The 26,899-nt window shown below is 74.3% G+C and carries 16 protein-coding genes; 10 read left to right on the top strand and 6 right to left on the bottom strand.

Features of this window, described 5'->3' with window-relative positions; all coding sequences use genetic code 11:
• Both ACZ34W_RS33785 and ACZ34W_RS33780 read left to right on the top strand, forming a co-directional pair.
• The coding region (locus ACZ34W_RS33785; protein WP_465609636.1) for a type I polyketide synthase at positions 1 to 6,802 on the top strand (6,802 nt) is incomplete at its 5' end.
• A 66-nt stretch (positions 6,803 to 6,868) separates the two neighbouring features.
• Positions 6,869 to 10,039, top strand: a complete 3,171-nt coding sequence (locus ACZ34W_RS33780; protein WP_465609634.1) for a non-ribosomal peptide synthetase — start codon at positions 6,869 to 6,871, stop codon at positions 10,037 to 10,039.
• A gap of 81 nt (positions 10,040 to 10,120) precedes the next feature.
• Here ACZ34W_RS33780 and ACZ34W_RS33775 read toward each other — a convergent pair whose 3' ends face one another.
• From ACZ34W_RS33775 to ACZ34W_RS33765, 3 genes are all read right to left on the bottom strand, one after another.
• Positions 10,121 to 10,783 carry a response regulator transcription factor gene (locus tag ACZ34W_RS33775; protein WP_465609632.1) on the bottom strand — a complete coding sequence of 221 codons (663 nt, stop codon included), beginning with the start codon at positions 10,781 to 10,783 and terminating at the stop codon, positions 10,121 to 10,123.
• Positions 10,768 to 12,093, bottom strand: coding sequence for a sensor histidine kinase (locus ACZ34W_RS33770; protein WP_329490256.1), 1,326 nt, complete (start codon positions 12,091 to 12,093; stop codon positions 10,768 to 10,770). The genes ACZ34W_RS33775 and ACZ34W_RS33770 overlap by 16 nt, the downstream gene beginning before the upstream one ends.
• A 212-nt stretch (positions 12,094 to 12,305) precedes the next feature.
• The gene (locus ACZ34W_RS33765; RefSeq protein WP_329490257.1) at positions 12,306 to 12,752 is read right to left on the bottom strand and encodes a hypothetical protein; all 447 of its coding nucleotides are present in this window, start codon (positions 12,750 to 12,752) and stop codon (positions 12,306 to 12,308) included.
• Positions 12,753 to 13,107: 355 nt separating this feature from the next.
• Here ACZ34W_RS33765 and ACZ34W_RS33760 point away from each other — a divergent pair, with 355 nt between their 5' ends.
• Positions 13,108 to 13,326: a DUF5988 family protein gene (locus ACZ34W_RS33760; protein ID WP_329490258.1), complete on the top strand. Its 219-nt coding sequence runs from the start codon at positions 13,108 to 13,110 to the stop codon at positions 13,324 to 13,326.
• Between the two features lie 308 nt (positions 13,327 to 13,634).
• Here the strand turns inward: ACZ34W_RS33760 and ACZ34W_RS33755 are convergent, their stop codons facing one another.
• A complete protein-coding gene (locus ACZ34W_RS33755) occupies positions 13,635 to 14,402 on the bottom strand; it encodes a thioesterase II family protein (RefSeq protein ID WP_465609629.1) in 768 nt (255 codons plus the stop codon).
• A 256-nt stretch (positions 14,403 to 14,658) separates the two neighbouring features.
• Between ACZ34W_RS33755 and ACZ34W_RS33750 the strand changes: the two genes are divergently transcribed.
• Together ACZ34W_RS33750 and ACZ34W_RS33745 are read left to right on the top strand one after the other, a co-directional pair.
• A complete protein-coding gene (locus ACZ34W_RS33750) occupies positions 14,659 to 14,952 on the top strand; it encodes a hypothetical protein (protein WP_329490260.1) in 294 nt (97 codons plus the stop codon).
• 584 nt (positions 14,953 to 15,536) lie between these two features.
• Positions 15,537 to 16,454 carry a ParB/RepB/Spo0J family partition protein gene (locus ACZ34W_RS33745; protein WP_329490261.1) on the top strand — a complete coding sequence of 306 codons (918 nt, stop codon included), beginning with the start codon at positions 15,537 to 15,539 and terminating at the stop codon, positions 16,452 to 16,454.
• 59 nt (positions 16,455 to 16,513) lie between these two features.
• Here the strand turns inward: ACZ34W_RS33745 and ACZ34W_RS33740 are convergent, their stop codons facing one another.
• The gene (locus ACZ34W_RS33740; RefSeq protein ID WP_465609626.1) at positions 16,514 to 17,491 is read right to left on the bottom strand and encodes an ABC transporter ATP-binding protein; all 978 of its coding nucleotides are present in this window, start codon (positions 17,489 to 17,491) and stop codon (positions 16,514 to 16,516) included.
• Between the two features lie 566 nt (positions 17,492 to 18,057).
• Here ACZ34W_RS33740 and ACZ34W_RS33735 point away from each other — a divergent pair.
• Both ACZ34W_RS33735 and ACZ34W_RS33730 read left to right on the top strand, forming a co-directional pair.
• Positions 18,058 to 19,473: a sensor histidine kinase gene (locus tag ACZ34W_RS33735; RefSeq protein WP_465609624.1), complete on the top strand. Its 1,416-nt coding sequence runs from the start codon at positions 18,058 to 18,060 to the stop codon at positions 19,471 to 19,473.
• Positions 19,474 to 19,798: 325 nt separating this feature from the next.
• A complete protein-coding gene (locus ACZ34W_RS33730; RefSeq protein ID WP_329490264.1) occupies positions 19,799 to 20,614 on the top strand; it encodes a 4'-phosphopantetheinyl transferase family protein in 816 nt (271 codons plus the stop codon).
• 17 nt (positions 20,615 to 20,631) lie between these two features.
• Here the strand turns inward: ACZ34W_RS33730 and ACZ34W_RS33725 are convergent, their stop codons facing one another.
• The gene (locus ACZ34W_RS33725) at positions 20,632 to 21,564 is read right to left on the bottom strand and encodes a LuxR C-terminal-related transcriptional regulator (RefSeq protein WP_329490265.1); all 933 of its coding nucleotides are present in this window, start codon (positions 21,562 to 21,564) and stop codon (positions 20,632 to 20,634) included.
• A gap of 287 nt (positions 21,565 to 21,851) precedes the next feature.
• On the opposite strand from ACZ34W_RS33725, the gene ACZ34W_RS33720 reads away from it, so the two are divergent.
• From ACZ34W_RS33720 to ACZ34W_RS33710, 3 genes are all read left to right on the top strand, one after another.
• Positions 21,852 to 22,121: a hypothetical protein gene (locus ACZ34W_RS33720; protein ID WP_329490266.1), complete on the top strand. Its 270-nt coding sequence runs from the start codon at positions 21,852 to 21,854 to the stop codon at positions 22,119 to 22,121.
• A gap of 858 nt (positions 22,122 to 22,979) precedes the next feature.
• The gene (locus tag ACZ34W_RS33715) at positions 22,980 to 25,697 is read left to right on the top strand and encodes a helix-turn-helix transcriptional regulator (protein WP_465609621.1); all 2,718 of its coding nucleotides are present in this window, start codon (positions 22,980 to 22,982) and stop codon (positions 25,695 to 25,697) included.
• 147 nt (positions 25,698 to 25,844) lie between these two features.
• Positions 25,845 to 26,792 (top strand): polyprenyl synthetase family protein, encoded by a 948-nt coding sequence (locus ACZ34W_RS33710; RefSeq protein ID WP_465609619.1) that lies wholly within the window; start codon positions 25,845 to 25,847, stop codon positions 26,790 to 26,792.
• Positions 26,793 to 26,899: the final 107 nt, after the last annotated feature.

Below are 26,899 nucleotides of genomic sequence, written 5' to 3'. Positions count from 1 at the left end.
CGACGACATGTCCGCAGAGTGGTTGCGCCTGGGTGTGGCCTCGGGTGAGCCGCAGTTCGCGGTGCGGGCCGGCCAGGTGCGTGTACCCAGGCTGGTACGGGTGCCGTCGATGCCTGCCGCCGACTCGGGTGGTCGTCCGGGCACGGTGCTGATCACCGGTGCATCGGGTGTGTTGGGCGGTCTGGTGGCGCGGCACCTCGCGGAGAGCGGGCGGGTCGAGCACCTGGTCCTGCTGTCGCGTCGTGGTAATGAGGCCCCCGGGATGTCGGAGCTGGTGGCTGACCTGAAGGGGCTGGGTGCCGAGGTCACGGTCGCGGCCTGTGACGTGTCCGATCGCGAGGAACTCGCCGACGCGCTGCAGGGCTTGGCGCTGAACGGTGTCGTCCACGCGGCCGGTGTCCTGGACGACGGGCTCGTCGCCTCGCTGACCGCGGAGCGGTTGGCGGCGGTGATGCGGCCGAAGGTCGACGCGGCGTGGCACCTGCACGAGCTGACCCGCCACCTGGACCTCGACATGTTCGTCCTGTTCTCCTCGGTGGCCGGTCTCTGGGGCAACCCGGGGCAGGCGAACTACGCGGCGGGGAACACGTTCCTGGACGCGCTGGCCGCTCACCGGCGGCACGAGGGCCTGGCCGCGGTGTCGCTGGCCTGGGGCCCGTGGGAGAACGGCATGGCGGGTGAGCTCTCGGAGGCGGACCGCCGCCGGATGGGCCGGCAGGGCCTGCGGCCATTCTCCGACGCACGCGGGCTCGCCGTCCTGGAGTCGGCCGTCGGCCGGCCCGAAGCGCTCCTCGTCGCGGCCGAGTTGAACCTGGCCGCCCTGAGGGGATCGGGCGAGGTCCCGCCGCTGCTGTCCGGCCTCGTCCGTGCGACACGCGCAGGCTCGCGTACCCGCCGCACGGCCGGACTGCCGAGCGCCGACGGTCGGAGCGCCCTGGCCGCGCGGCTGGCCGGGCTGGGGCCGGACGAGCAGCGGGAGGTGGTGCGGGAGCTGGTGCTGTCGCAGGCCGCCCTGGTGCTGGGGATGGCCGGACCGGGCAGTCTGGACGCCGAACGTTCCTTCCGGGACGTCGGGTTCGACTCGCTCACCGCCGTCGAACTGCGCAACCGGCTGAACAGCGCCACCGGCCTGCGGCTGCCGGCCACGGCGGTCTTCGACTACCCGACCCCGGCGGCCCTGGTCGGCTTCCTGCTGGGTGAGCTGGTCGGTGGCAACGACCCCGTCTCGACGGGTACCGCGCTCCCGGCCTCCGGGCGCGCACGGGTCGAGGACGACCCGCTGGTGATCGTCGGGATGGCGTGCCGGTTCCCGGGCGGCGTGTCGTCCCCGGGCGACTTCTGGGAGTTGCTCGCCTCGGGTGGGGACGCCATCGGGGAGTTCCCCACCGACCGGGGCTGGGCGACGGACGTCTACGACCCCGATCCGGCGGCCGCAGGCCGGAGCGTCTCGCGGGAGGGCGGGTTCCTCTACGACGCGGGGGAGTTCGACGCGGAGTTCTTCGGGATCAGTCCGCGTGAGGCGGTGGCGACGGATCCGCAGCAGCGGTTGTTGCTGGAGGCGTCGTGGGAGGCGTTGGAGGACGCGGGGATCGACCCGACGGGGCTGCGGGGCAGCGCGACGGGGGTGTTCTCGGGGCTCTTCTACCACGACTACCTGCCGTCGCACTTCGTGCCGGAGGAGGTCGAGGGGTATCTGGGGACGGGTGGCACGGGTTCGGTGGCCTCGGGGCGGGTGGCGTATGCGCTGGGGCTGGAAGGTCCGGCGGTGACGGTGGACACGGCGTGCTCGTCGTCGCTGGTGGCGCTGCACCTGGCCTGCCAGTCGCTGCGCTCGGGGGAGAGTTCGCTCGCGCTGGCCGGTGGTGTGACGGTGATGTCGACGCCCGGCACGTTCATCGACTTCTCGCGGCAGCGCGGCCTGGCCCCGGACGGCCGGTGCAAGGCGTTCGCGGAGTCCGCGGACGGTACGGGCTGGGGCGAGGGCGTCGGCGTCCTGGTGGTGGAGCGGCTGTCGGACGCGCGCCGCAACGGTCACAAGGTGCTCGCGGTCGTGCGGGGTTCGGCGGTGAACCAGGACGGTGCGTCCAACGGTCTGACGGCGCCGAACGGGCCGTCCCAGCAGCGGGTCATCCGGGCCGCGCTGGCCAACGCCGGTCTGTCGGCGGCCGAGGTGGACGTGGTCGAGGGCCATGGCACCGGGACCAGGCTGGGTGACCCGATCGAGGCACAGGCGCTGCTGGCGACCTACGGCCAGGACCGGCCGCAGGACCGGCCGCTGCTGCTGGGCTCGGTGAAGTCGAACATCGGGCACGCCCAGGCGGCCGCCGGTGTGGCGGGTGTCATCAAGATGGTCGCCGCGATGCAGCACGGGAGCGTTCCGGCGACGCTGCACGTGGACGAGCCGTCCTCGCACGTGGACTGGGCGGCGGGCGCGGTCCGGCTGGTCACTGAGGCGCAGCCGTGGCCGGAGACGGGTGAGCGGCCGCGTCGGGCGGGCGTGTCGTCGTTCGGGTTCTCCGGGACCAACGCACACGTGATCATCGAGCAGGCTCCCGAGCAGGACATTCCGCGCCCCCGGGCGGACCACCGGACGCTCCCGGTGGTGCCGTGGGTGGTGTCGGGGCGGTCGGCGGAAGGTCTTGCCGGTCAGGCGGAGCGGCTCGCGGACTTCGTACAGCGGTCTGACGCTGATCTTCTGGACGCTGGTTGGTCGTTGGTGGTGTCGCGGGCGGCGTTGGAGCAGCGGGCGGTGGTCCTCGGTGCGGACCGCGAGGAGTTGCTGGCCGGTCTTGCGGCACTGGCCGGGGGCCGTGAGGTTCCGGGTGTGGTGACCGGATCCGTGGGCGGTGCGGGCAAGGTCGGGTTCGTGTTCACCGGCCAGGGTGCGCAGCGCGTTGGCATGGGGCAGGGGCTCTACCAGGCTTTCCCGGTGTTCGCCGAGGCGTTCGACGCGGTGTGCGCGGGGCTGGCCGAGCACTTGGACGGTTCCCTCGCCGCCGTCATCCGGGGTGAGGGCCCGATCGACGAGACGGGGTGGGCGCAGCCCGCACTGTTCGCCGTTGAGGTTGCCCTTCACCGTCTGCTGGAGTCGTGGGGTGTGAGTCCGCAGGTGGTGGCCGGTCATTCGATCGGTGAGCTGGCCGCGGCGCATGTGGCGGGGGTGTGGTCGCTGGAGGATGCCTGCGCTGTAGTGGCCGCACGTGGCCGGCTGATGCAGCAACTGCCGTCCGGTGGTGCGATGGTGGCCGTCGAGGCGACCGAGGAGCAGGTTCTCGAAGCGATCGCGGGCCGGGCCGGTGTCGGTATCGCCGCGGTGAACGGCCCCAAGGCCGTGGTGATCTCGGGCGTCGAGGACGAAGTACTGCAGGCCGCCGCGCAGTTGGCCGCGTCCGGCGCACGAACGAAGCGTCTCCAGGTCTCGCACGCGTTCCACTCCCCGCTGATGGAGCCGATGCTGGAGGAGTTTGCCCGCGTCGTCGCCGCCGTCAGCTACCGCGCGCCCAAGCTGGCGATGGTCTCCGCCCTGACCGGTCTCCCGGTGACGGACGAGGTCACGGACCCGGCCTACTGGGTGCAGCATGTCCGCGAGGCGGTTCGCTTCCACGACGCCGCGCAGTCCCTTCGCGCCGCCGGTGTGCGGACGTTCGTGGAGATCGGCCCTGACGGTGTGCTGTCCGGCATGGGCCCGCAGACCCGTACCGACGACCAGGGCGAGCCCGAGGTCTGGCTCCCGCTGCTCCGTCGCGGCCGTGACGAGCCCCGCGCCCTGTTCACCGCGCTCGCGAAGCTCTTCGTGCGGGGTGTGCCGGTCGCCTGGGAGCAGGTCTACGCGGACACCGGCGCCCATCAGGTCGACCTGCCCACCTACGCCTTCCAGCGTCAGCGTTACTGGCTGACCGCGACGGCGGGCAGCCGCGCCGAGGACCTCGGCCTGGAGAACCCCGGACACCCGCTGCTCGGCGCCGCCGTCACCCTGCCCGGCACCGGCGGCGTCGCCCTGACCGGGCAGCTGTCACTGGCCGCGCAACCGTGGCTGGCCCAGTCGCTCCTCAGGGACCGGGTCATGGTCCCCACGGCGGCGCTGGTCGAGATGGCCGTCCGCGCGGGCGACGAGGTCGGCTGCGGACGGGTCGAGGAACTGACCGTCGAGATGCCGGTCATGCTGCCGGAGCGCGGCGGCGTGCGCGTCCAGGTGACCGTCGGGGAGAGCGGTCCCGCCGGGCGGCGGGAGGTCGCGCTGTTCGCGCGGGCGGACGGCGGGGAGTGGGTGCGGCACGCGTCCGGCACCCTGGCCCCGGACGAGCCCGCCGAGCCGGCCGGCCACTCCGGAGCGGACACGGCGGCGTGGAGCGTGCAGTGGCCGCCGGTGGGTGCCGAGGCGGCCGACGTGGACGCGATGTACGCACGGCTGGCGGCGGCCGGGCTCGGCTACCGGCCGGTGGTCCGGGCCGCGTGGCGGCGCGGCGACGAGGTGTTCGCCGAGGTGGCGTCGGCCGAGGGGACCGAGGTGTCCGGGTTCGGGGTGCACCCCGCCCTGCTGGACGCCGCGCTGCACCTCATCGGCCTGGAACAGGCCGCCGAGGAGGGCCCGCTGCTGCCCCTCGGGTGGGCCGACGTGACGGTCCACGCCTCGGGCGCCCCGGCGGCGCGCGTACGGGTGGCGCCGTTGCCCTCGGGTGAGGGCGTCTCGGTGGCCCTGGCCGACCAGTCCGGACAGCCGATCGTCTCGGTCGGCTCGGTGGTGCTCGGAGCGCCGGCCGCCGGCTTGCTGGACCGGGCCGCGGGGGCGGTCGGTGACGGACTCTTCCGGGTGGACTGGGTGCCGGTCGCCGCGCCGGAGACGGCCGGCGAGCCGGGTCGGGCGTGGGCGGTGCTGGGCGACGACGGTGGCCTGGCCGTGCCCGGCGCCGCGGCGTACGCGGACGTGGCGGATCTGGTCGCCGCGGTGGAGGCGGGGGCTGCGGTCCCGGACGTCGTGCTGGTCTGCGGCGTTCCCGGAACAGCACCCTTCGGAACAACCACCGGCGAAGGCGCGGACGACGTCCCGGCCGCGGCGCGGGCCGCCGTGCTGCGTGTGCTGGCGGTGCTCCGGGACTGGCTGGCGGCGGGTTCGCTCGACGGGACCCGGCTGGTCGTGGTGACCGAGCGCGGTGTGGATGCCGGCTGCGGCGCGAGCGTGCGACTGGACAGCGCGGGCGTGGTCGGACTGGTGCGGGCGGCGGCCGGTGAGCATCCGGAGCGGATCGTGTCGGCGGACGTGGCGGAGCTGGCGGGCTCCGGGCCGCTCGTCGTGGCCGGAACGGCGCTGGGGGAGCCCGGGTTCGCGGTGCGGGACAGCACCGTGCGAGTGCCGCGCCTGACGCGTGCGGCCGATCAGGACCGGCAGGAGCCGGGCGAGCAGGCCTCCAACCGGAACGACCGGAACGACCAGAACGACCAGAACAATCGGAACGATCGGAACAATCAGAACGGCCGGGACGACCGGCGCCGGCTCCACGCCACCGACCGCCCGCGCACCGTCCTCGTGACCGGGGCCTCCGGTGCCCTGGGCGGTCTGGTCGCCCGGCACCTGGCGGCGAGCGGACAGGCCGGACGGCTCCTGCTGGCCTCCCGCCGCGGCCCGGCCGCCGCCCAGCTGTCCGCGCTGGCGGCCGAGTTGGCCAGTGCCGGGACGAGCGTGCGGGTGGTGGCGTGCGACGCCGCCGACCGCGCGCAACTGGCGGGCGTACTGAACGGCGAGCCGCTCACCGGGGTCGTCCACACGGCGGGCGTTCTCGACGACGGTGTCGTCGGCTCGCTCACCGACGACCGCGTCGAGCGGGTCATGCGGCCGAAGACCGACGCCGCCTGGCACCTGCACGAGCTGACCCGCCACCTGGACCTGGACACCTTCACCCTCTTCTCCTCGGTGGCCGGTGTCTGGGGCACCCCGGGGCAGGCCAACTACGCGGCCGGCAACACCTTCCTGGACGCGCTGGCCACCCACCGGCGGCACGAGGGCCTGCCCGGCGTGTCGCTGGCGTGGGGCCCCTGGGAGCAGGGCATGGCCGGTGAGCTCACCGAGGCCGACCGCCGTCGGATGGCCCGGCAGGGCCTGAAGCCGCTGTCCGCCTCCGAAGGGCTCGCGCTGCTCGACGCGGCCGCGCACGCCGTCGACCCCCTGCTGGTGGCGGCCCGGCTGGACCTGCCCGCGATGCGTCGCCCCGGGAGCGTCGTGCCGGCGCTGGTGACCGGGCTCGTCCGCCCCGGTCGGCGCTCGGTGGGGCGCGGGGCCGGTCCGGAGGGCGGGAGGAGCCTCCTGAACCAGCTGGTCGCGCTCCCGCCGGAGCAGCTGGAGGGCGCGGTCCTGAACCTGGTGCTGACCCAGGCGGCCCTGGTGCTCAACCGGCCGGGGTCCGAATCCATCGAGGCCGGCCGGTACTTCCGTCAGCTCGGCTTCGACTCGCTGACGGCGCTGGAGTTCCGCAACCGGATCAGCGGCGCCCTCGGGCTGCGGCTGCCCGCGGCGGTGGTCTTCGACTACCCCACCCCCGCGGAGCTGGCCCGGTACCTCCGGGACCGGGTCGCCGAGCAGGAGATCGACTACGAGCCGGTGCTGGGCGAGCTCGACCGGCTCAAGTCCCTGCTGACCGCGATCGCCCGGCGGGGCGGCGGCCAGAACGCGAAGATCACGAGCCGTCTCGAACTGCTCCTGGAGGAGTTCCGCGGTGCGGACGCGAACGGCGCGCCCTCCGACGAGGACATCACCGGGGCGACGGACGACGAGATCTTCGACCTGATCGACAAAGAGCTGGGGATCTGAGCGGTCGGGCAGCAGCGGGAACGCCGGCGGACCCAACGGACTGGTAACGGGTAGAGGAGTGACGTGATGATTTCCGCGGAAGGGCGTACGCCTGCGGATCCGGCTGACGACGCGGGAGTCTCCCCCAGGGAAGAGGCGCTGTGGCTGCTGGAGTCGCTGGTGCCGGGCACGCCCGTGAACAACGTGTCCGCGGCGTTCGCCGTCGCGGGCCGGCTGGACCCGTTGCGGCTGGACGCGGCGCTGGCCGTCGTGCTGCGGGGCCACGCGGCCCTGCGCACCGTCTACCGCGTCGACGGCACCCGGCTGACCAAGCGGGTGGTCGCCGCGGCCGACTTCCGGCTGGAGCTCGTCCAGGTCGTGCTGGCGGGCGAACCCGGTGAGGCCGACCTGGCATCGGAGGCCGCCGTGCCGTTCCGGCTGGACGGGGGGCCGATGCTGCGGGCGGTGCTCCTCCGCTCGCCGGAGTCGGACGTCCTCTGCGTCACGGCGCACCAGCTGGTCTTCGACGAGGTGTCCGTCCCGGTGCTCCTGGCGGACCTGGCATCGGCCTACGAGTACGCCGACGCCGCCGCCGACACCGACAGGAACGCAGCGCCCGCGCCCGTGCCCGGCTGGACCGAGCCGGATCCGACCCCGGAGAGCCTCGCCCACTGGCGCGCGGAGCTGGCGGGCGCGAGCACCGGCACCATGGAGCTGGCCTGCACCGAGCCCGAGCCGGACCGCCCGACCCTGGCGGCGGCGCAGCTCGACCGCACCCTGCCGCCCGGTACGGTGGCCGGGGTCCGCCGCCTCGCCGAGGACCTCGGCGTCCCGGAGTCCGCCGTCCTGCTGGCCGCCTACTACGTGCTGCTGGAGGCGTCCGGCGCCGGGCCCGACCTGCTGGTCGGGTGCCCGGTCGATCTCCGGCCGCCGCACGCCGCCCGCACGATCGGGTACCACGTGACCCATGTGCCGCTGCGGCTGCGGCTGGACCGCGCGGAGAGCGTCCGCGCGCTGGTGCGCCGCAGCGGCGAGCGGCTGCGCACGGGCGCGGCGCACGCCGACGTGGCCGTGGACGCCCGGGCGGAGCTCATGCCCGCGGCGCGGACCGGCCGGTGGTCGCTGCCCTTCCGGCACGTGTTCGACCACCGGACGGCGAGCGGCGCCGCCGCGCCGGCCCTGGACGGGCTGCCGGTCAGGCCGATCGCCGTCGGGAGCGGCTTCGGCAAGTTCGACCTCCAGCTCTGCGCCACCTCGACGGCGGACGCCGTCTCGCTGCGGGTCGTGTACCGGACGGAGCTCTTCGAACGGGCCCATGCCGAGCTGCTGTTGGGCCGCTTCGAGGCGGTGCTGGCCTCCTTCGCCGAGGACCCGGACCGCGCGGTCGGCGACGTGCGGTGCTGGAGCGACCGGGACCACGCGATCATCGGCGCGGCGAACGACACCGCCCGGCCCGTGCGGCCCGGCTCCGTCCTGGAGGCCGTCCACGCCCAGGTCCTGCGCTCGCCCGACGCGGTCGCCGTCGTCGAGGGCGACCGTTCGGTGCGGTACCGGCAGCTGTGGAGCGCGGCGCACGCGATGGGCGCCCTCCTCCGGGGCGCCGGGGTCCGGGCCGGCGACGTGGTGGCGACGGCCCTTCCGCGCGGGCCCGAACTGGTCGCGTCCGTCCTGGGGGCGTGGCTCGCGGGTGCGGCGTACCTGCCGGTCGACACGGCCCACCCCGAGGAGCGGATCCGCCACCAGCTCTCCGACTCCGGCGCGAAGGTGCTGGTCGCGGGCCCGGCCGGGGCCACGGGCGGGACCGGTGGCCCGGAGCAGGCGGCCGGGACCGGCCCGGTGGTGCTGACCGCGCCGGCCGTCGAGGACGCGCCGGACCGGGTGCCGGCCGAGGCCCGGCCCGCGGCGGTGGATCCGGCGGCCTGCGCGTACCTGATGTACACCTCGGGCTCGACCGGCCTGCCCAAGGGCACGCTGGTCGACCACGCGGCGCTGGCCAACGCGGTCGCGCACTTCGCCGAGCAGTTCGGCGCGGCGGCCGGTGACACGACGCTGTGGACGACCACCTTCGCGTTCGACATCTCCGGCCTCGAACTGTTCGTGTCGCTGAGCTCCGGCGGCCGGCTGGTGGCCGCCCCCGACCGGGCCAGGAGCGACGGCCGGGTCCTGCGGGAGCTGATCGAGCGGTACGGGGCACGGTTCGTCCAGGCGACGCCGACCACCTGGCGGCTGGTGATCGACCGGGTGGCGGACTGCCTGCGCGGCCGCGGCGTCGTCGTGGGCGGCGAGCCCGTGCCGCTGTCCCTCGCCCGGCGGCTGGTGGCGGCCGGCTGCGTGCTGCACCACGCCTATGGGCCGACCGAGACGACCATCTGGTCGACGTCACGCGTCGTCACCGAGGCGCCGGCCGGCCGCCTGGACGTCGGCGCACCCATCCGCAACACCCGGGTCCACGTGCTCGACCGCCAGGGCCGCGAGCTGCCGGTCGGCGTCCGCGGCGAGCTCTGCATCTCGGGCGTCGGGGTGGCGATCGGGTACCACGGTCGGCCGGACCTCAACGCCCAGCGCTTCGGCGAGCACCCCGGGTTCGGCCGGTTCTACCGGACGGGCGACGTCGCCTGCTGGCGCGCGGACGGCCTGCTCGACCTGTTCGGCCGCAGCGACCGGCAGGTCAAGCTCCGGGGCAACCGCATCGAACTGGGCGAGATCGAGGCGACCCTGCTGGCGCACCCCGAGGTCGGCGGCGCCGCGGTGGTCATGGTCGGCGACCCGAGCGCGGACGCCGTGCTGATCGGCTGCCTGGAGCCGGCCGCCGGGCCGATCGACACCGGGAGCGTCTGGGCGCACGCCCGCGCCCGGCTGTCCCGGTCGATGCTGCCGGGGGACCTCGTGACGGTCGACTCGCTGCCGGTCAACGGCAGCGGGAAGGTCGACTACCCCGCGCTGCAGCGGATGGTCGAAGCCCGGCGCGCGGCCGCCACCCGGTCCGGCCCGGACCACCCGGAGCGACGCGACGTCGACGACCTGACGGCCGAGCTGACGGGGCTGTGGCGGAGCATCCTGCGGGACGAGGCGCTCGACGCCGACACCGACTTCTTCGCCAACGGCGGGAACTCCATGCTCGCCGCGCTGGCGATGCAGGAGTTCCAGAACATCAGCGGGGTGTCGGTCAGCCTGGCCGAGGTGTTCGAGCGCCGTACGCCGCGTGAACTGGCCGCCGCCGTAAGGGACTCGGCACGGGCGCAGGCGCCGGCCGGCTGACCGTCCCGCGCACACGGCAGCGGCCCTGCGGGAGGACATCCCGCAGGGCCGCTGCCGTGTGCTGTCCGGCTGCCCGGGTGCTCAGTCCTCGCCCTGCCCGTCGGCGCCGAGGTAGGTGAGGACGGCGCGGACCCGGCGGTTGGTGTCGTCGTCGTTGGCGAGCCCGAGCTTGGCGAAGATCGCCGTCGTGTACTTGCTGATGGAGCCCTCGCTGAGGAACAGCTGGTTGGCGATGGCCGTGTTGGAGAGCCCCTCGGCCATCAGCGCGAGGACGGAGCGCTCCCGTTCGGTGAGGGTGGCGAGCGGGTCGGCCCGCATCGGCCGGCCCAGCAGCTTGGCGACCACCGTGGGGTCGAGCGCGGTGCCGCCGTCGGCCACCCGCTGGACCGCGTCCATGAACTGGTTGGCGTCCAGGACACGGTCCTTGAGCTGGTAGCCGATGCCGCCGTGGCCGTCGGCGAGCAGCTCGCGCGCGTACAGCTGCTCCACGTGCTGGGAGAGGATCAGCACCGGCAGCCCGGGGACGACCCGGCGGGCGGAGAGCGCGGCCTGGAGTCCTTCGTCGGAGAACGTCGGCGGCAGCCGGACGTCCACGATCGCCGCCTCCGGTTTGTGGGTGACCAGCGCGTCGAGCGCGGCCGGCCCCGAGTCGACGGCCGCGACGACGGTGTGGCCGTACGCCTCGACGAGGCGCACCAGCCCGTCGCGGAGCAGGAAGAGGTCTTCGGCTACGACAATTCGCACGGCACCGCCACGGTGATACGAGTGGGTCCACCGGCCGGGCTGTCGATCTCCAGACGTCCGCCGAACGCCGCCATGCGGCGCTCGATGCCACTCAGCCCGGACCCTGTGGATGCGGCCGCTCCGCCGATTCCGTCGTCGCTCACGGTAGCAGTCAGCAACCGTGCCGCGTAGTTCAGTTCGACCTTGACCCGTTCGGCGCGGGAGTGCTTCGCGACGTTCGCCAGCAGTTCCGCGACGGAGAAGTAGACGGCCGACTCGACGGGGCGTTCGGGCCGGGCCGGCACCTCGCTGAAGACGTTGACCTTCACCGAGGAGTCCAGGGCCAGGGCCCGCAGGGCGTCGACCAGTCCGCGCTCGGCGAGGACGGGCGGGTTGATGCCGCGGACGAGCGAGCGCAGCTCGGCGAGCGCGGTGGCGGAGGTGGCCCGGGCCTCGGCGAGGATCGCCTTCGCGGCGTCGGGGTTGGTGTCCACCAGCTGCTCGGCGGCGCCCATCGACATCCCCATGGCCACCAGCCGGGCCTGGGCGCCGTCGTGCAGGCCCCGTTCGATGCGCTCCAGCTCGGCGGCCTGGGTCTGGGTCAGGTCGGCGCGGATGGCCTCCAGCTCCTCGACCCGCCGCCCGAGCCGGGTGCTCGGGACCGGCCCGAGGAACCGCCGGCCCATCGGGCCCAGGATCCGCCAGGCGAAGGGGGCGCCGACCAGGCCGGCCACGATCACGGCGACGCCGTAACCGGTGAGGGCGGGCGTCAGCGCCATGTAGCCGCCGTAGCCGATCGCGAGCAGCGGCAGGGCCGCGACCGGGAGCACGGTGACCGAGGCGACCAGGGACCAGACGCCGTCCCAGTGCAGCTGCGGGTCGTGGAACCGGGCGTGCACCTTGGCCCGCCGGCGGGCCTCCCGCTCGGACTTGTGGTACTCGTGACCGTCCCACCAGAAGCCCGTGGCCATCCTGGTGACCGGTGGGACGGGGCGGTAGGCCACCCGGATCTCCAGGTCGAGCCACTTCTTCGCGCAGTGGCGCGCGCCCCTGGCGAGGGCCCGGCTGGTCAGCGGGTGGACCACCCAGAGCGACACGGCGACCCAGAGGACCACCACCAGGGTCTCCCCGAGGGTGGCCAGCGCGCGGACGGCCAGCGGGGCGGACAGTCCGTCGGACCAGGAGTAGGCGAGGGCGGAGCCGGCCACCGCGACGGGCACGGCGACCAGGGCCATCACACAGGTGAGGCCGGTCAGCACGACGGACCGGTACAGCCCGAGCCCGATCCCGGCGCCCCACCGCAGGGGATTGCCTCCGAGCGGTATCCGCATCTGCCAGTTCCTTTCGCAAGGGTGATCATTGTGTCAGCCGGGCGCCGGTTCCTCAGGCGGTACCTGCGAACGTACGCCGGGCGGGTCCCCTACCGGGGTTGCCGGTACGCCACCCGCGCGGGTGTCCCGCGCGCACCGGGGGCCCGGACGCCGGATGGCCGGATGCCCAGGGGGGTCCGGCCATCGGAGGGGTGGAGCAGGTCCTCAGCACGTCACTTCTTGTCGGGGGCGGGGAAGACGGCGCTCAGCGCGGAGCCGCGGGTGAGGACGGCGACGCCGATCAGAGCCAGCGCGGACAGGCCCTGGAGGACGGCGTACCAGACCGGGCAGAGGCCGGGGATCAGGTCGACGACGATGATCGCGATCGGCATGATCGTGGAGAGGGTGCGCACCCGGTCGAAGGCCTTGTAGGAGCCCTGGGCGGCGCGGGCCGTCATCCGGTGCAGCAGGAAGGTGATCAGGAAGAGGATCGCGCCGCGGATCCACATGAACGGCGAGGCCTCGTGGCCGGTGAACGCCATGACGGCGACCGTGCCCAGGACGATGGCGCCGACGGCGCCGAAGAGCGTGATGCACTTCTTCACGGTGTCGAATGCGTCCTGCGTGCGGGACTCGCCGAGCTGCGCCGCCGAGGCCGTGATGTCGCTGGTGTTCGCCATGGTTCCTGCTCCTTCGTGTCGTTGTGCTAACGACATTACGGATCGCCGGCCCGCCCCGACATGGGTCTGTCCGTACGGGTGGGTGGGTCTGGACCCACTCCCCGCGGAGCCCTCCCGAGCAGGCCGTTCGACTGTTCAACTGCCGCCCTGCCAAGGGCGATTGGGATTGTTACGATCATGCGCAAGGCCAGGGCCGGGTGCGCTCCCCCGAAGCACCCGGCCCTTCCCTCTTCCGGCCGGGCCGACCCGGCCCCGGGGGAGAGCGGAACCACTGCGCGCGCCTCGTCGAGGGACGTCGAGGAACCGAGACCGGAGAAGAACAGGAATCCCGAACCCCAGAGAAGTGAGGGTGATCATGAACGACAACGGTGCACCCAACGTGTTCCTCACCGGCGCCCCCGTGCTCACCGGTGCGGAGCGGCTGCGCCATGTGGCGGATACCGGTGCGACCAAGGTGAAGGTCCCGCTCGGCAACCGCTACGAGCACTTCGAGGCCAGTTCCGAGACCACTCTCGTCGACGACCGCGAGCTGCGGGTCTTCGTCTGGACCCACAGCACGTACGTGGCCGAGTAGCGCGACCGGGACGCCGAACGACCCGCACGTCGACGGCGTACGGCAGAGCGGAGCCGTGCACCGGAGCCGTGCACCGACCGGGACCGTCCGGTCGGTGCACGGCTCCGGCGTGTCCGGGGTCCGCGGGCGGCCGGCGTCGATCGGCCGGCGAACCGTCGGCGAGCCGGCGGAGCGCGGCGGGTGCGAAGGGGTGCGGCGGGACGGACGGCGAAGGCCCCGCAACCGCCCGGACGGGCCGGGCGGTTGCGGGGCCTGAGGACCACGGAGGCCCCGGGGGGCGGGAGTCGCCGGGTGGTGCGGCCGGACCGTCAGCCGGCGGTCCGGGCGCCCGCACCCCGGAAGTGCTCGACGAGGACCTGCATGACGTCCTTGCTCCGCTCGCTGATGAAGAAGTGCCCGCCCTCGAACACCCGCAGGTCGAGCTCCGCCGTCGTGTGCTCGGCCCAGGCCTTCGCCTCGTCCAGCGTGGTCTTGGGGTCGTTGTCGCCGGTCAGCACGGTGATCGGGCTGTTCACCGTGATCCCGGGCGCGCAGCGGTAGCCCTCGACCGCCGTGTAGTCGGCCCGGAGGGCGGGCAGCGCGGCCCGCATCATCTCCTCGTCCCCGAGCAGGGCCGACGCGGTGCCGCTCAGCCGGCGGACCTCGGCCAGGATGGCGTCGTCACTGCGGAAGGTGTTCTCCTGACGGATCGTCGACGGCGCGCGGCGCCCGGAGGCGAACAGCCGCACCGGAGCGTGCCCGTCGGCCTCCAGTCGACGGGTCAGCTCGAACCCGATGACGGCCCCCATGCTGTGGCCGAGGAAGGTGAGCGGGAGTTCCGGCTGGCGCCGGAGCACCTCGTAGAGGCGGTCGACGAGGACCGCCAGGTCGTCGATGGCCGGCTCCATCCGCCGGTCCTGCCGTCCCGGGTACTGGATGGCGAGGACGTCGACCGCGGGGCTCAGTGCCGCCGAGACCGGAAGGTAGAAGGAGGCCGAGCCGCCCGCGTGCGGGAGGCATACGAGTCGGGCGGTCGCGTTTTCGGCAGGGTGAAAACGTCGGCACCACAGTTCATCTCCGGGCGAAGGCCGAGACATGCCACTCCAGAAGGTCGTCATACCGGATTGTCAATTGAACCCGAACATAGCGAATTGCCGGAACGGCGGCAAGGAGATCGGCGGGCCCGGCCCCGCGTTATCCGCTCAACCGGCGAGCGGGCGGCAGTTGAACGGTGGCCGGGCGGCCGGCCGACTGGTATTCCTTTGGACCGAGGGAGCGTGGCTGCCTGTTGCGTTGCCCCGATGATCCCGGTTACTGTTCCAAAATACGCGGCGACATTGAGAGGTGACGTACGTGGGACACAAGTTCTCTCTGGTGCTCAGTCGGGAGATCTCCGACGAGGAATCGACGATCCTGCAGGACGCGGGTTTCGCCGGCGCGACTTTCTCGACCGACGCGCTTCCGACCAACGCGGAGGTCCCGGTCACGAGGATCGAGTTCGACGACGAGGTCGCGCCCTCCCTGGCCGAGGCCATCGAGTCGGCCCTGGAGACGGTGAAGACGGTTCCGGACCTCACGGTCCCGGGCCTCAGCGTCCCGGCGGTGCCGCAGGCGCCGGTCGAGGAGGCGGCCGCCGAGGCGGCCTAGCCTGTCGGCACGAGACGAAGAAACCGCCCAGGTGGCGGTGGGTGTGAACGCGGCGGAGCTCCGGCCGAGGGTGAACTTTCGAGTCACCCCGACCGGAGCTTCGCCGCGTTTTCCGTGCGGTCGGCGGTGGCCGCCGCGGTCACCCCGTGGAGCGCCTCCGGCCACCCCGTGGAGCGCCTCCGGCCACCCCGTGGAGCGCCTCCGGCCACCCCGTGGAGCACCTCCGACCCTCCCCGGGCAGGGGCCGGCCGCGGCCGGAGCAGGCCGGTAGGAGGGGGGAATCGGGGGGCCCTTACATCCGCTGAGGGGACCCCTATATCCCCAGGCGGAAGCTTCCGGGGCGGTGTCCGGGGCTGCTAGCGTGCGGTTCTGGTTAATCCGATCGAACGCTATTGACTTTTGGGGGTCGGTGCGACGTTCCTCCGGCTGCCGACCTGCCGGAACAGACAGCTTCCGCTTCCGCTGCAAATGACTCGACCGAGTTGTCATGGGGGTGCAGTATGGGACTTCTAGCCCACAGTGTCATGCCGCTCAGAATTGATGAGCACTGGATTGGCGAGTCGGAAATCGTCTCGGTTCCGATCATGCAGATCCTGCCCGGGGACTCACCGCGTCTGGAGGGTGAGGACAAGATTCACGTCCTGCGGCTGGCGGCGATCGAGAGTCCGCTGCCGCCGATTCTGGTCGACCGGCGGACGATGCGGGTGATCGACGGAATCCACCGGCTGATGGCGGCCTCCCTCAAGGGGCGCCACGCGATCGACGTCAGGTTCTTCGACGGCAGCAGTGAGGAGGCGTTCCTCAAGGCGGTCGAGTCGAACATCGAGCACGGCCTTCCGCTGTCGCAGGCCGATCGCAACGCGGCCGCGCTGCGGATCCTCAAGTCGCACCCCACCATGTCGGACCGCGCCGTCGCCAAGTCGACCGGACTGGGCGCCAGGGCGGTCGCCGAGCTGCGCCGCTCCTCCGACTGCGTGCCCGCCTCGAACTTCCGGGTGGGGCGCGACGGCAAGGTCCGACCGCTGAACGGCGCGACGGGGCGGCTGCGGGTGGCGGAGCTGATCAGGGAGAACCCCGAGGCCTCGCTGCGCCAGGTGGCCCGGTCGGCCGGCGTCTCGCCCGCGACGGCGCTCGACGTGCGCCGGCGGCTGGAGCGCGGGGAGGGTCCCGTGCCCTGTCAGCGGACCCCCGCCGGTACCCCGGCGGGCTCCGCCCGGGAGCAGCAGCCGGACCGCACCCCGGTCGTCGTCGGTCCGCCCTCGACCGTCACGCTGGAGAAGCTCATGCGGGACCCGTCGCTGCGGCAGAACGAGCTGGGCCGGCGGCTGCTGCGGATGTTCAAGGAGAACGTGCTGGGCGCCAAGGAGATGTCGGACATCTGCGCGTCCGTGCCCTCGCACTGCATAGAGCTGATCGTCCAGCTCTCCCGTCAGAACTCCCAGATCTGGGAGGACTTCGCCCAGGAGCTGAACCGGCGGGCCCAGGTCGTCGCCGCCGAGTAGGGCGGCACCGGGCCGGACGGTGTCCGGGGGCGCCGCGGTCCGCGCGCCCCCGTGCGGGCTCAGGCGGAGCGCCTTCTGATCAGACCGAGGAACGCCTCCAGGGCGTCCTGGTCGACGCGGAGGTTCTCGGCCAGGACCTGGTGCCGCGCCAGCAGCGAGGTGACCTTCCCCAGTGCCTCGTCCGTGCCGGTCACCACGACGTGGTCGCCCTGGCGGTTGACGCCGCTGACCTCGGGCAGCCGCGCCAGCAGGCGGTGGTCGAACGGGGCGGACGGGCGGAACTGGATCCGCTGCCCGCTCCGGACGCGCTCCAGCAGCCTGGCCGGCGTGTCGGTGACGGTGAGCCGGCCCCGGTCGATCAGCGCGACCCGGTCGCACAGGCGCTCGGCCTCCTCCCAGGAACCGGTGACCAGCAGGATGGTGACGCCACTGGCGCGAACGGCCTCGATCAGCTCCCAGGTGTCTCGCCGCGACCGCGGGTCCAGCCCGGTGGTCAGCTCGTCGAAGACCGCCACCTTCGGGTTCCCGACCTGCTCCAGCGCGCTCGCCAGCACCTGGTCCGGCCGCTGGTCCGGCCGCTGGTCCGGCCGCTGGTCCGGCCGCTGGTCCGGCCGACCGGACGCCGGACCGGCCACCTCGGTCCCGTTCCCGGCGGTCTCGGTCCCGTTCCCGGTGGTGAAGCCGAGCGCGTCCATGAGCCGCTGCCAGTCGCCGGGGTCGCGGTAGAACGAGCTGAAGAGCGACAGCGCCTCCGCGATCCGCGGGTGGTCGGGTGCCCGGTCGTCCTGGAGGCGGGCGTCGATCTGCCGCGTCACCCCGGTCCGTTCCGGCCGGGGATCGCGGCCGAGCACCTCGATCCGGCCGCCGTCCCGGTCCCGGAGCCCTTCGAGGCATTCCAGGATCGTGGTCTTGCCCGCACCAGCCGGCCCGAGAATCCCGAAGATCTCACCTTCCTCGACGGAGAAGGAGACGTCATCGACCGCGACCCGGTCACCGTACGTCTTGTGCAGGTTCCGCACCTCGATCACCACGGACATCGGTTGTCCTTTCGAATGCTGGCTGCGCGTGCCGGTGTCGGCCCGGACTGGAGAACCTACGGTTCGCCCGGCCGCCCGGCCACCCCGCTATGCCCCGTACGCAGTGGGCCTACCCCCACCGGCTTTCCTGACTGTTCGATTTCAAGACGCCCCAGGGATATCCCACCGAATCGATTCCGTGCACAAGACGACCGGTGGAATGGGCAGGAGGAGGGAAAACGATCGGAAATCGCCGAATCCGGGGGAGGGGCGAGTGTGATCCCGGCGGATCGGTCGAACGGACCGGCGAGCGGAACGACCTCGGTGCACGAACCACGGGAAGGCGCGGGACCGGACACCGGGCGCCGGCCGTGCGGTGGCGAACCCCTGACTTCGCGACGGGCACCCCTGTTCCGGGGCCCGCGAACAGGGGTCGGGGCCGCCGCTACCCCTAAGGGGTGGCCGAGTGGCTCCTGGCCGCCGCCCGTGCGCCCTACTGTCGGAGCCGAAGGTCCCGGAGCGACCACCGCAGTGGACGGCGTCGAGCGGACGCTACCGAACCGACCGCCGGAGGAGCCGTGAGCAGCATGCCGTCCCCAGCGGCCGAGCGGCCGACCGGCCTGCCCGCCGTCGCCCGGGCGCGGGGGCACGCGACGGCCCTCGGCCGGCTGGCGGTGCTGGCCGTCCTCGTCCCGCCCGCGCTCGGACTGCTCGTCACGACCCTGATCGGCTTCGTGCTCTGGTTCTGCCTCGGGGTCTTCCCGCTGTTCCCCGCGGTCACCGGACTCACCAGGGCGGCGGCCGGCCTCGCCCGGCGGCTGGCCGGGGCGTGGTCCGGGGTGCCCGTGCCGTCGCCCTACCTGCCGCGCCCGGAGCGGGAGCGCCCGGCGCCCCTCCGGAGGACGGCCGCGGGGGAGCACCAGCGGAGCGGCCGGCCCACCGGGGACACCCGCACCGTCCGCTGGCTCTGGACCGACCCGGCGACCTGGCGGGACTACCTCTGGGTGCTGCTGAACCCGCTGATCGGCGGCGCGACCGCCGCCGTCCCGCTGCTCCTGGTCGGCTGCGGCCTGGCCGGCCTCGCGCAGCCGGCCCTGCACACCGCCCTCCTCCCGCTGGACGGCGCCGACACCGCGCTCCTCGGCTTCGCCCTGGCGGCGGCCGGCCTCGGTCTGGCGGAGCGGGTGCTACGCCTGCACGGCCGCTGGACCCGCGCCCTGCTCGGGCCCACCGAGCAGGCTGCGCCGACCCCCCTGCTCGGGCCCACCGAGCGGGCCGCGCCGACCTCCCTGCTCGGCCCCACCGAGCGGGCCGCGCCGACCGGCCGGGGCGGGCCGCCGGTCGGGGGCCGCCCGGACCTGGGCGAGGTCCGGGCTCCCGAACTGCGCCGGATCGAACGCGACCTGCACGACGGCGCGCAGGCCCGGCTGGTCGCGGTCGGTCTGCGCCTCGGCGCGGTCGGGGCGCTGATCGACCGCGATCCGCAGGCGGCGAAGGAGCTGGTGTCGGAGACCCAGGCGAACGTCGTCCGGGCCCTCCAGGAGCTGCGCGACCTGGTCCGGGGCATCCACCCCCCGGTCCTCGCCGAGCGGGGACTCGTCGCCGCGGTGCGCGCCCTCGCCCTGGACGTCCCGCTGAAGGTCGAGGTGCGGGCCGACGTCCCCGGCCGGGCCGAGGCGCCGGTCGAGTCGGCCGTCTACTTCGCCGTCAGCGAGGCGCTCGCCAACGCCGTGAAGCACGGCGGTGCCCGGCGCGCCAGCGTGGAGTTCTCGCACGCCGCCGGGCGGTTGCGGGCCGAGGTGGCCGACGACGGCCACGGCGGCGCGGACCCCCGGCTGGGCAGCGGGCTGCGGGGCATCCAGTGCCGGCTCGCCGCGTTCGACGGCACGCTCACGCTGAGCAGCCCGCCCGGCGGCCCGACCCGGCTGACCATGGACCTGCCGTGCGCGCTGTCCGCGCCCGGGGCCGCCATCTCGGGCGGGGCGGGCCGCCCCTGCCGCTGACCGCCCACGGGTTCGCGGCCGCCCCGGGCACCGATCGCGAGAAATCCCCCACCTAAGCGGGGCTTTAGCGGTCCGCGCGACCATCGGGGCGTATGACGGGCCCGGTGTGCGGGACCCGCAGGACCGGAGACGACCCGAGGGGTGTCATGTCACGTTCCGTCAGCACCGCCGGGCGCGCGCGGGCCCGGGCCGTCGTGCGCTGCGCTCCGGGGCGTCGACGGACCCCGCCCACCGCACGATCACCCGTCACCGCGGCCACCCCTCACCGCGCCCTCCCGCAGGCGCGCGGCCCCGCAACGACCCACCCAGTTCTGGAGCGACGAGCATGACCGACCCGGGAAACTCCACGATCGGACCGCCGGTCGGCCGGCCCAGGCGGGTGGCCGCCCTCGACGGGTCCTGGGACGGGGTGCGCGCCGACCTGGCCGCGTACGGCACCGCCGTGGTCCACGCCGACCTCGCCGACCTGGTGCCCGTCCCGCCGGGCGGCGGGGAACCGCGCGGGCCGCTCGACCGGGACCGGTCGCGCTACCTGGACCTCGCCCACCCCGAGGTGCGCCACCGCCACGCCGCCTCCAGGGCGTTGCTCGAACACGCCGCCGCCGCCCTCCCGGACGGTGGCCCGGACGCCCCGGAGCTGGCGTACGGCCCCACCGGCCGGCCGTACCTGCGCGGCTGCGACCGGGTGGACATCAGCCTCAGCCAGGCCGACGGCCTGCTGCTGCTGGGCATCACCACCCGGGGCCTGATCGGGGTGGACGCCGAGCCCGCCGAGCGCCCGATGCACCAGGGCGGCCTGAGCCGCCAGGTGTGCACCGCGTACGAGCTGATCACGCTGGCGGCGCAGGCCGAGGAGGAGCGCAACCCGGCCCTGGTGCGGCTGTGGACCCTCAAGGAGGCGTACCGGAAGGCGACCGGGCAGGGCATGCGGTTCGACTTCACGGAGTTCGGCTTCGGTCCGGACGGCCGGCCCGTCCCGGTACGGCGACCCGACGGCAGCACCGGGACCGGCGAGGAGTGGGGGTTCCACACCTTCGAGCTGGACAGCGGGTACCGGGTCGGCGTCGCGGTCTACGACGCCGGGCCCGACCCCCTCGAAGACATGAATATGACAATCGGGCCCGACCACGGCCGCGCGTGATGCGAGCCCGTGACGGGTCAGGCGGGCGGCTTCGGCGGCGGTTCGGCGCCCGCCGGACCCTTCCCGAGCAGACCCGCCATCGCCACGTTGTACCCGGCCTGGAAGCGGCTGGTGGCCTCCAGCTCCTCGGTGATCTCCGATATGTGACGACGACAGGTGCGCACCGACATGCCCAGCCGGCGTGCCACCATCTCGTCCTTGTAGCCCCGGGCCATCAGCCGGATGATCGACTGCTTGAGGTCGTCCGTGGTCGGGGTGTCGTAGACGAACGGGGTCGCGCTGTCCCACAGGTGCTCGAACACCGCGCAGAGGAAGGCCACCAGGGTCGGCTCACGGACGATCGCCGCGCCCGTCGACTCCTCCTCGTCCGCGGTGCGCACCGGCAGGAACACCGTCTCGCGGTCGTAGATCAGCATCCGGTCGATCACTTGGTCCGCGGTGCGGATCTCGGCACCCATCGCGGTGACGTCACGGACGTACGCCTTGGTCGGGAGGTCGCTGCGGGCGGTGTGCTGGTAGATGGTGTGCATCCGCACCCCGCGCTCCAGCATGCCCTCGGCGGACTTGCGCGCGGCCGGCAGCAGCGTGGAGGGGCGGGCGCCGCCCGGCTGGACGGTGAGCACCTCCTTGCGACAGGTCTGCCCCAGGTGGTCGAGCATGTTCTGGATCGCGTCGACGTCGGTGACCACGTCGAACGCCTCGAACCGGTTGCGCAGCCGGCGGCCCTCGAAGTACAGGGGGCTGAGCGACAGCAACTTGCTGCGGACGTCGGTGACCGCCTGCCGCAGGTCGCGGATCTGATGCTCCGCCGGCCCGACCAGGTCGGCCGCGGCCACGTCCGGGCTGACCGGCACCAGGACGTTCGGGTCGCCCGGTCTCGGCTGCAGCAGGTGCATCAGCCGCAGCACCTGCTCGATGCGGCTGACCTCGGCCTCGTCCAGTTTCAGCACGGCGGCGATGGCATTCCGGTCGAAGCGGCCCGACTCGACGGCGTGTCCATAGGCGCTCGCACTCAGATCGTCTAGTTCGGCGAAGCCGGTCTGAAGCTGTGGGTATCCGAACACTCTGAAGCCCCCGTCGGAATGCGAAGTTCCTGCCATGCAACTTTACGCCATGGTGATCCGCTCGGACCGGGCGTTGTCCGCGCGGCAGAGTAGAGCCCAGGCAAGCGGTGAAAGGCTGTGCGGCCGTCGCCCTGCCGGAGTTTCCGACCTGTTCCGACTGCTTGGGGGACAAGATGAAGGTCTCGACCATCAGGATTCGGGTGGCGGCGAAGAGCGCCCTGCTCGCGGTGGGTGTCGCAACCCTGCTCGGGCTCGGCCACAGCTCGGCCTCCGGCGTCGGTGTCACCGGCCCCGGAGACGACCGCTGGGGGATCACCCACCTCATACCGTCCCCCGTCGCGAGCGACGACTGGGGCCTGAAGAAGGAACTGCTCATCAAGGCCGCCGACGCGCGCCTGGGCTTCAAGGTCACCGCGACCGAGGACGACGACCGCTGGGGCTGATCCCCCGCGAACACCCGTCGGACCGGCCGGGGGTGCGGGGCAGTGCCCGGATGCCCCCGGCCCGGCCGGCGGCCGCCCGGCGGCGCCCCGCCCGCCGGCTGACGGACCACCGGGGCGGGCGCGGTGAGTCGTTCCCCGCCCGCCGTTCCGGGCCGCGTGCTCCACCCGTCGTCGGTGGGTTCGCCCGCCGACCGGCCGGAGCGCGCCCCCGCCCGCCGATCACGACCCGCTCCGAGCGCCCCGAGGTGTGTACTCCCTCGCCCCGGCGCTCGCGCCGCCGCCGGTGCCCTTCCCGGCCTGCGGCCCCCGCTCCGCTCTCCGGTCCCGGCCCGCACGTCATGCACCGGGTGGCCCGGCGGCCCGCCGTCCAACTCCGCGCTGTCGCAGCCCGACCGGTCGTCGCCGCCGACGTGGGCCGACCCGCCGGCGCGCGTCCCGGACCTGACGGCCACTCGCCCCGGACGCGGCGCCCGGCAGCCGCCCGCCCGCCGGTGCGCCGGCGCCCGGGTGCCACCCCTTCCCCGACACCCGCCGGAACCACCGCGTCCGGTTGAGGGCAGGCCGGCCCGCACCCAAGTCGCTACGCACGCAGGCCGGTCGGACCCCCGCCGTACCCGACCCGACCCCTCGTCACCCCGCCCCGGACAGCCCCCGTCGAGGCGGGGGGGAAGTTGTTGCCGTGCAGCTTTCGGACGGCCCTCGGCGCCCCGTCCGGGCGGTCCCGCCTGCCTAGACTCGAACCGCCGGCGGATCACTTTCCGGGTGGCAAGTCTCAACCGTGCCCACGACTCTCCGGCGATCGCCGTGAGGCGGGCGCGCCGACCGTGACGCGGACGAAGCCGGGGGCCGAAAGTGCTGATGGACCGTGAACGAGAACTGGCCGTACTGGACTCCGCCCTCGCGGACAGCCTGCAGGGAACCCCCAGGATCGTCCTGATCGAGGGCGCGGTCGGCTGCGGGAAGAGCGAACTCGTCGAGACGGTCGCCGAACGCGCGGCCGCCTCCGGCGCGGTGGTGCTGCGCGCCATCGGCACCGCCGTCGAGCACGACCTCCCGCTCGGTGTGCTGGGCCAGTTGCTCGCCGCCGCCCCCGCCGGATCCCTGCCGGACCCGGCGGGGGCGCCGGACCCGTCCCGGATCGACGTGATGCAGTCCCTGTGCGCCGCCGTGCACCGACTGGCCGAGACCACGCCGGCCGTGATCTGCATCGACGACCTGCACCACATCGACGACCTGTCCTGCCAGTACCTGCTCCACCTGGTCCGCCGCACCCGCGCCGCCCGCGTCCTGCTGGTCTGCACCGAGTCGGTCCACGAGCGCGGCGACGACCCCGTCTACGGCACCGAGTTGCTGCGCCAGCGCAGCTTCGTCCGGATCCGGGCCGAGCGGCTGCGCCCCGAGGCCGTCGACCGACTGGTCCGCACGGAACTCGCCGCCTCCCCGGCCGACGGCAGAACCCCGCCGCCCGCCGACGCCGCCGGCGGCAACCCGCTGCTGCTGCGCGCCCTGATCGAGGAGCACCGGGCCGGCGGCCGCGCCCCCGAACTCGGCGGCGCCTTCACCCAGGCCGTCCTCGCCTGCCTGAACCGCTGCGGACCGGTCGCGCGCCGCCTCGCCGAGGTGGTCGCGGTCCTCGGCGAGCTCGGCTCGCGCGAACTGGCCGTCCGCCTGCTCGGCGGCACCGACGGCGCCGTCGTCCGGGGCAGCGCCACGCTCGGCGCCGCCGGCATCCTGGACGGCTACCGCTTCCGCCACCCCGTCGCCCGGCAGGCGGTGCTCGACCGGATGGACCCGGACGACCGGGCCGCCCTGCACCGCCGCGCCGCCGAACTCGCCTACCAGGACGGCGCCCCGACCACCGCCGTGGCCGCCCAGCTCCTCGCCGTCGGCCCCACCGAGCTGCCGTGGGCGGTGGCGGTGCTCTCCACCGCCGCCGAGCAACTGCTCGCCGACGGCGCGACCGACCGGGCCGCCGCCTGCCTCGAACTCGCCCACCGCGGCCGGGCCGACGACGAACAGCGCGCCCAGTTCCGCACCATGCTCGCCGCCATCACCTGGCGGACCAACCCCAGTGCCGCCGAGCGCAGCCTCGCCGGACCGCTGGAGACCCTCAGGGCCGGCCGGCTCGGCCCGGCCCGGCTCGGACCGCTCGCCCGGCTGCTCACCGAACAGGGCCGGATCGACGAGGCCGGCCAGGCCCTGGAACGGCTGGCCGCCGCCCGCGAGGCCGAGCGCGCCGGACAGCCCGCCCGGCTCGGCCGCGGCGCCGACCCGCTGGACGGCCTCTCGGCGTTCCCCCGGTGGGCCGGCCCGGCCCCGTCGGCCGCGGGCGCCCGGCCCGGCGAACCGCTGCCCGCCCGCACCCAGGGGCCCGCCACCCTGTGGGCGGTCCCCGAGTACACCGCGGACGGGGCGGCCGGGGCCGCGGCCGAGACCTTCCTGCGCGGCGCCACGCTCGGCGACGGCACCGCCGCCCCGATCGTGCAGGCCGTCCGGGCGCTGCTCGCCACCGACGGCCCGGCCCGCGCCCTGCCCTGGTGCCAGGTGTTCCTGGAGGAGGCCGTCCGGCGCGGCGCACCCGGCTGGCAGACCACCTTCACCGCCCTGCACGCCGAGGCCCTGCTCCGGCAGGGCGACCTGGCGGGCGCCCAGCGGCGGGCCGAGGCCGCCCTGGCCTTGCTGCCCGAACGCGGCGGCAGCGTCTACGCCGGGGGCGTGGCGGCCACCCTGATCCGGGCCGCCACCGCCGCCGGCCGCCACGACACCGCCGCCCGCGAACTCGGCCGCCCGCTGCCCGAAGGCCTGACCGGCAGCATCCACGGTCTCGCCCACCTGCGGGCCCGGGGCGAGTACCACCTCGCCACCCACCGCTTCCACGCCGCACTCGGCGACTTCCTCGACATCGGCCGCAGCCTGAAGCGCTGGGGCCTGGACCGGCCGCTGCTGATGCCCTGGCGCAGCGGCGCGGCCGAGGCACTGATCCGGCTCGGCGAAGTCCCGCAGGCCGCCCGGCTCATCGCCGAGCAGCTCGCCCACCGGGACGCCGCCCACCCGTGGATCTGCGGCCTCACCCTGCGCGTACGGGCGGGCCTGTGCGAGCCCCGCGAGCGGCACGCGCTGCTCGCCCGCGCGGTGGACGAGCTGCACGAGGCCGAGGACCGCTACGAACTCGCCCGCACGCTCGCCGACTTCGCCCGCGTGCTGAAGGAACTCGGCGACACCAACCGGGCCGGCATGGTCGGCCGCCGCGCCTGGCAACTCGCCAAGGAGTGCGGCGCCCAGGCCCTGTGCGAGCAGATCGCCCCCGGCCCCGGCGGACCCGGCGGGCCGTCCGAGGACACCCGGTGCGGGGGCGTCGACTTCGCCGAACTCCACGCCAGGCTCAGCGACTCGGAGAAGAGGGTGGCGATGCTCGCGGTGCACGGCCACACCAACCGCGAGATCGCGATGAAGCTCTACATCACCGTCAGCACGGTCGAGCAGCACCTCACCCGGGTCTACCGCAAGCTCAACATCACCTGCCGGCGGGAACTGCCCGCGGAACTCCACCTGCTCGGCTCGGGCGGCCGGGTGTGACGGCCCGGCGGACCGGGTGACGGGAGTCCGGCACCGCGGTGAACAGCCAGGACCGGCGGCGGGAGCCCCCCGGGCCCGCGGCGTCGGCCGGACCGGCCGACCGCCGGACCGGCCCGGTGCGACGCCGCGCCTACCCACGGAGACACCATGACGACGCACACCGGTCCGCCGGACGCGGCCCTGCCCGAGGTGCTGCGCACCGGCATGCTGGCCCGGGTCGAGGAGCGGCTGCGGGGTCAGCTCCATGCCGAGCAGGCTCGCTGCCGGGCCGTCGACCCGCCGGCCGCGGGCATGGTGGAGGCGCTGGCCGACCTGGTCACCGCCGGTGGCGAACGGATCCGGCCGACCGTGCTGCTCACCGGCTACCTCGCGGCGGGCGGCGATCCGGCGGGCGGCCCCGCCGTCGACGCGGCGGCGGCCCTCGAACTCCTCGACACCTGCTACCTGATCCGCCGCGACGCCCGGGAGAACGCCCCGCTCCGGCAGGGCGCGCCGACCCTGCACGTCCGGCACGCGGCCGAGCACGAGCGCAACGGCTGGTGCGGTGACGCCCAGGGGTTCGGCGTCGGCATGGCCTCCCTGATCGGGGACCTCGCGACGGCCCTCGCCGACCGGCTCGCCGCAGGCCTGCCGGACGCCGCCCGGCAGGTCTGGCACGACCTGCGGATCGGCCGGCTGGGCGGCAGTTACGTCGACTCCGAGCTGTCCAGCAGCTACCTCGCCGACCCGTGGCCGGCCGGCTGCCTCGCGGGCTGCGCCCGAGGCTGCGGCACCGGCTGGTACGCGCTCCAGCACCCGCTGCTGATGGGCGCCGCGCTGGCGGGCCGCGGCGACCTGGCGGTGGTGTACCAGGACTACGCCCGCCTGCTGCACGCCGCCTGGCGGGTGCGCGGCTTCCTCAGCGGCAGCGGGGACCGCGACTGGTACGGCGACCTGCTGCGGGAGATGCTGCTGGGCGGCGAGGACCCGGACCGCGCCGAGCGCACCATCGGCCACCTCCTCGACCGCACCCGGCGGGTCGTCGCCGCAGCCCCGCTGACCATCGCCTGGCGCACCGAACTCGCCACCCTGGCCACCCGCCTGGCCGCACCCTGACCGGCCCGGCCGGCGTGTGATCTCGCCCGCCCGCCGCCGGGGCACTCGGCCCGGTCCCGACGGTCGGCGCTCCGATGCCCCTCGTTCCCGGGGCCGTTCTCGCTCGA

It is taken from the genome of Kitasatospora sp. NPDC022856 (assembly GCF_055561235.1).
The sequence above is the reverse complement of the archived record's forward strand: the minus strand, read 5'-3'. Positions and strand labels throughout refer to the sequence as shown.

What these genes read in the sequence shown, in the direction of transcription:
- ACZ34W_RS33765 (WP_329490257.1), bottom strand. Translation starts at nt 12,752, where the DNA reads ATGGCGAACACCAGCGACATCACGGCCTCGGCGGCGCAGCTCGGCGAG.
- ACZ34W_RS33745 (WP_329490261.1), top strand. Translation starts at nt 15,537, where the DNA reads ATGCAGATCCTGCCCGGGGACTCACCGCGTCTGGAGGGTGAGGACAAG.
- ACZ34W_RS33735 (WP_465609624.1), top strand. Translation starts at nt 18,058, where the DNA reads ATGCCGTCCCCAGCGGCCGAGCGGCCGACCGGCCTGCCCGCCGTCGCC.
- ACZ34W_RS33780 (WP_465609634.1), top strand. Translation starts at nt 6,869, where the DNA reads ATGATTTCCGCGGAAGGGCGTACGCCTGCGGATCCGGCTGACGACGCG.
- ACZ34W_RS33760 (WP_329490258.1), top strand. Translation starts at nt 13,108, where the DNA reads ATGAACGACAACGGTGCACCCAACGTGTTCCTCACCGGCGCCCCCGTG.
- ACZ34W_RS33770 (WP_329490256.1), bottom strand. Translation starts at nt 12,093, where the DNA reads ATGCGGATACCGCTCGGAGGCAATCCCCTGCGGTGGGGCGCCGGGATC.
- ACZ34W_RS33740 (WP_465609626.1), bottom strand. Translation starts at nt 17,491, where the DNA reads ATGTCCGTGGTGATCGAGGTGCGGAACCTGCACAAGACGTACGGTGAC.
- ACZ34W_RS33755 (WP_465609629.1), bottom strand. Translation starts at nt 14,402, where the DNA reads ATGTCTCGGCCTTCGCCCGGAGATGAACTGTGGTGCCGACGTTTTCAC.
- ACZ34W_RS33730 (WP_329490264.1), top strand. Translation starts at nt 19,799, where the DNA reads ATGACCGACCCGGGAAACTCCACGATCGGACCGCCGGTCGGCCGGCCC.
- ACZ34W_RS33720 (WP_329490266.1), top strand. Translation starts at nt 21,852, where the DNA reads ATGAAGGTCTCGACCATCAGGATTCGGGTGGCGGCGAAGAGCGCCCTG.
- ACZ34W_RS33710 (WP_465609619.1), top strand. Translation starts at nt 25,845, where the DNA reads ATGACGACGCACACCGGTCCGCCGGACGCGGCCCTGCCCGAGGTGCTG.
- ACZ34W_RS33715 (WP_465609621.1), top strand. Translation starts at nt 22,980, where the DNA reads ATGGACCGTGAACGAGAACTGGCCGTACTGGACTCCGCCCTCGCGGAC.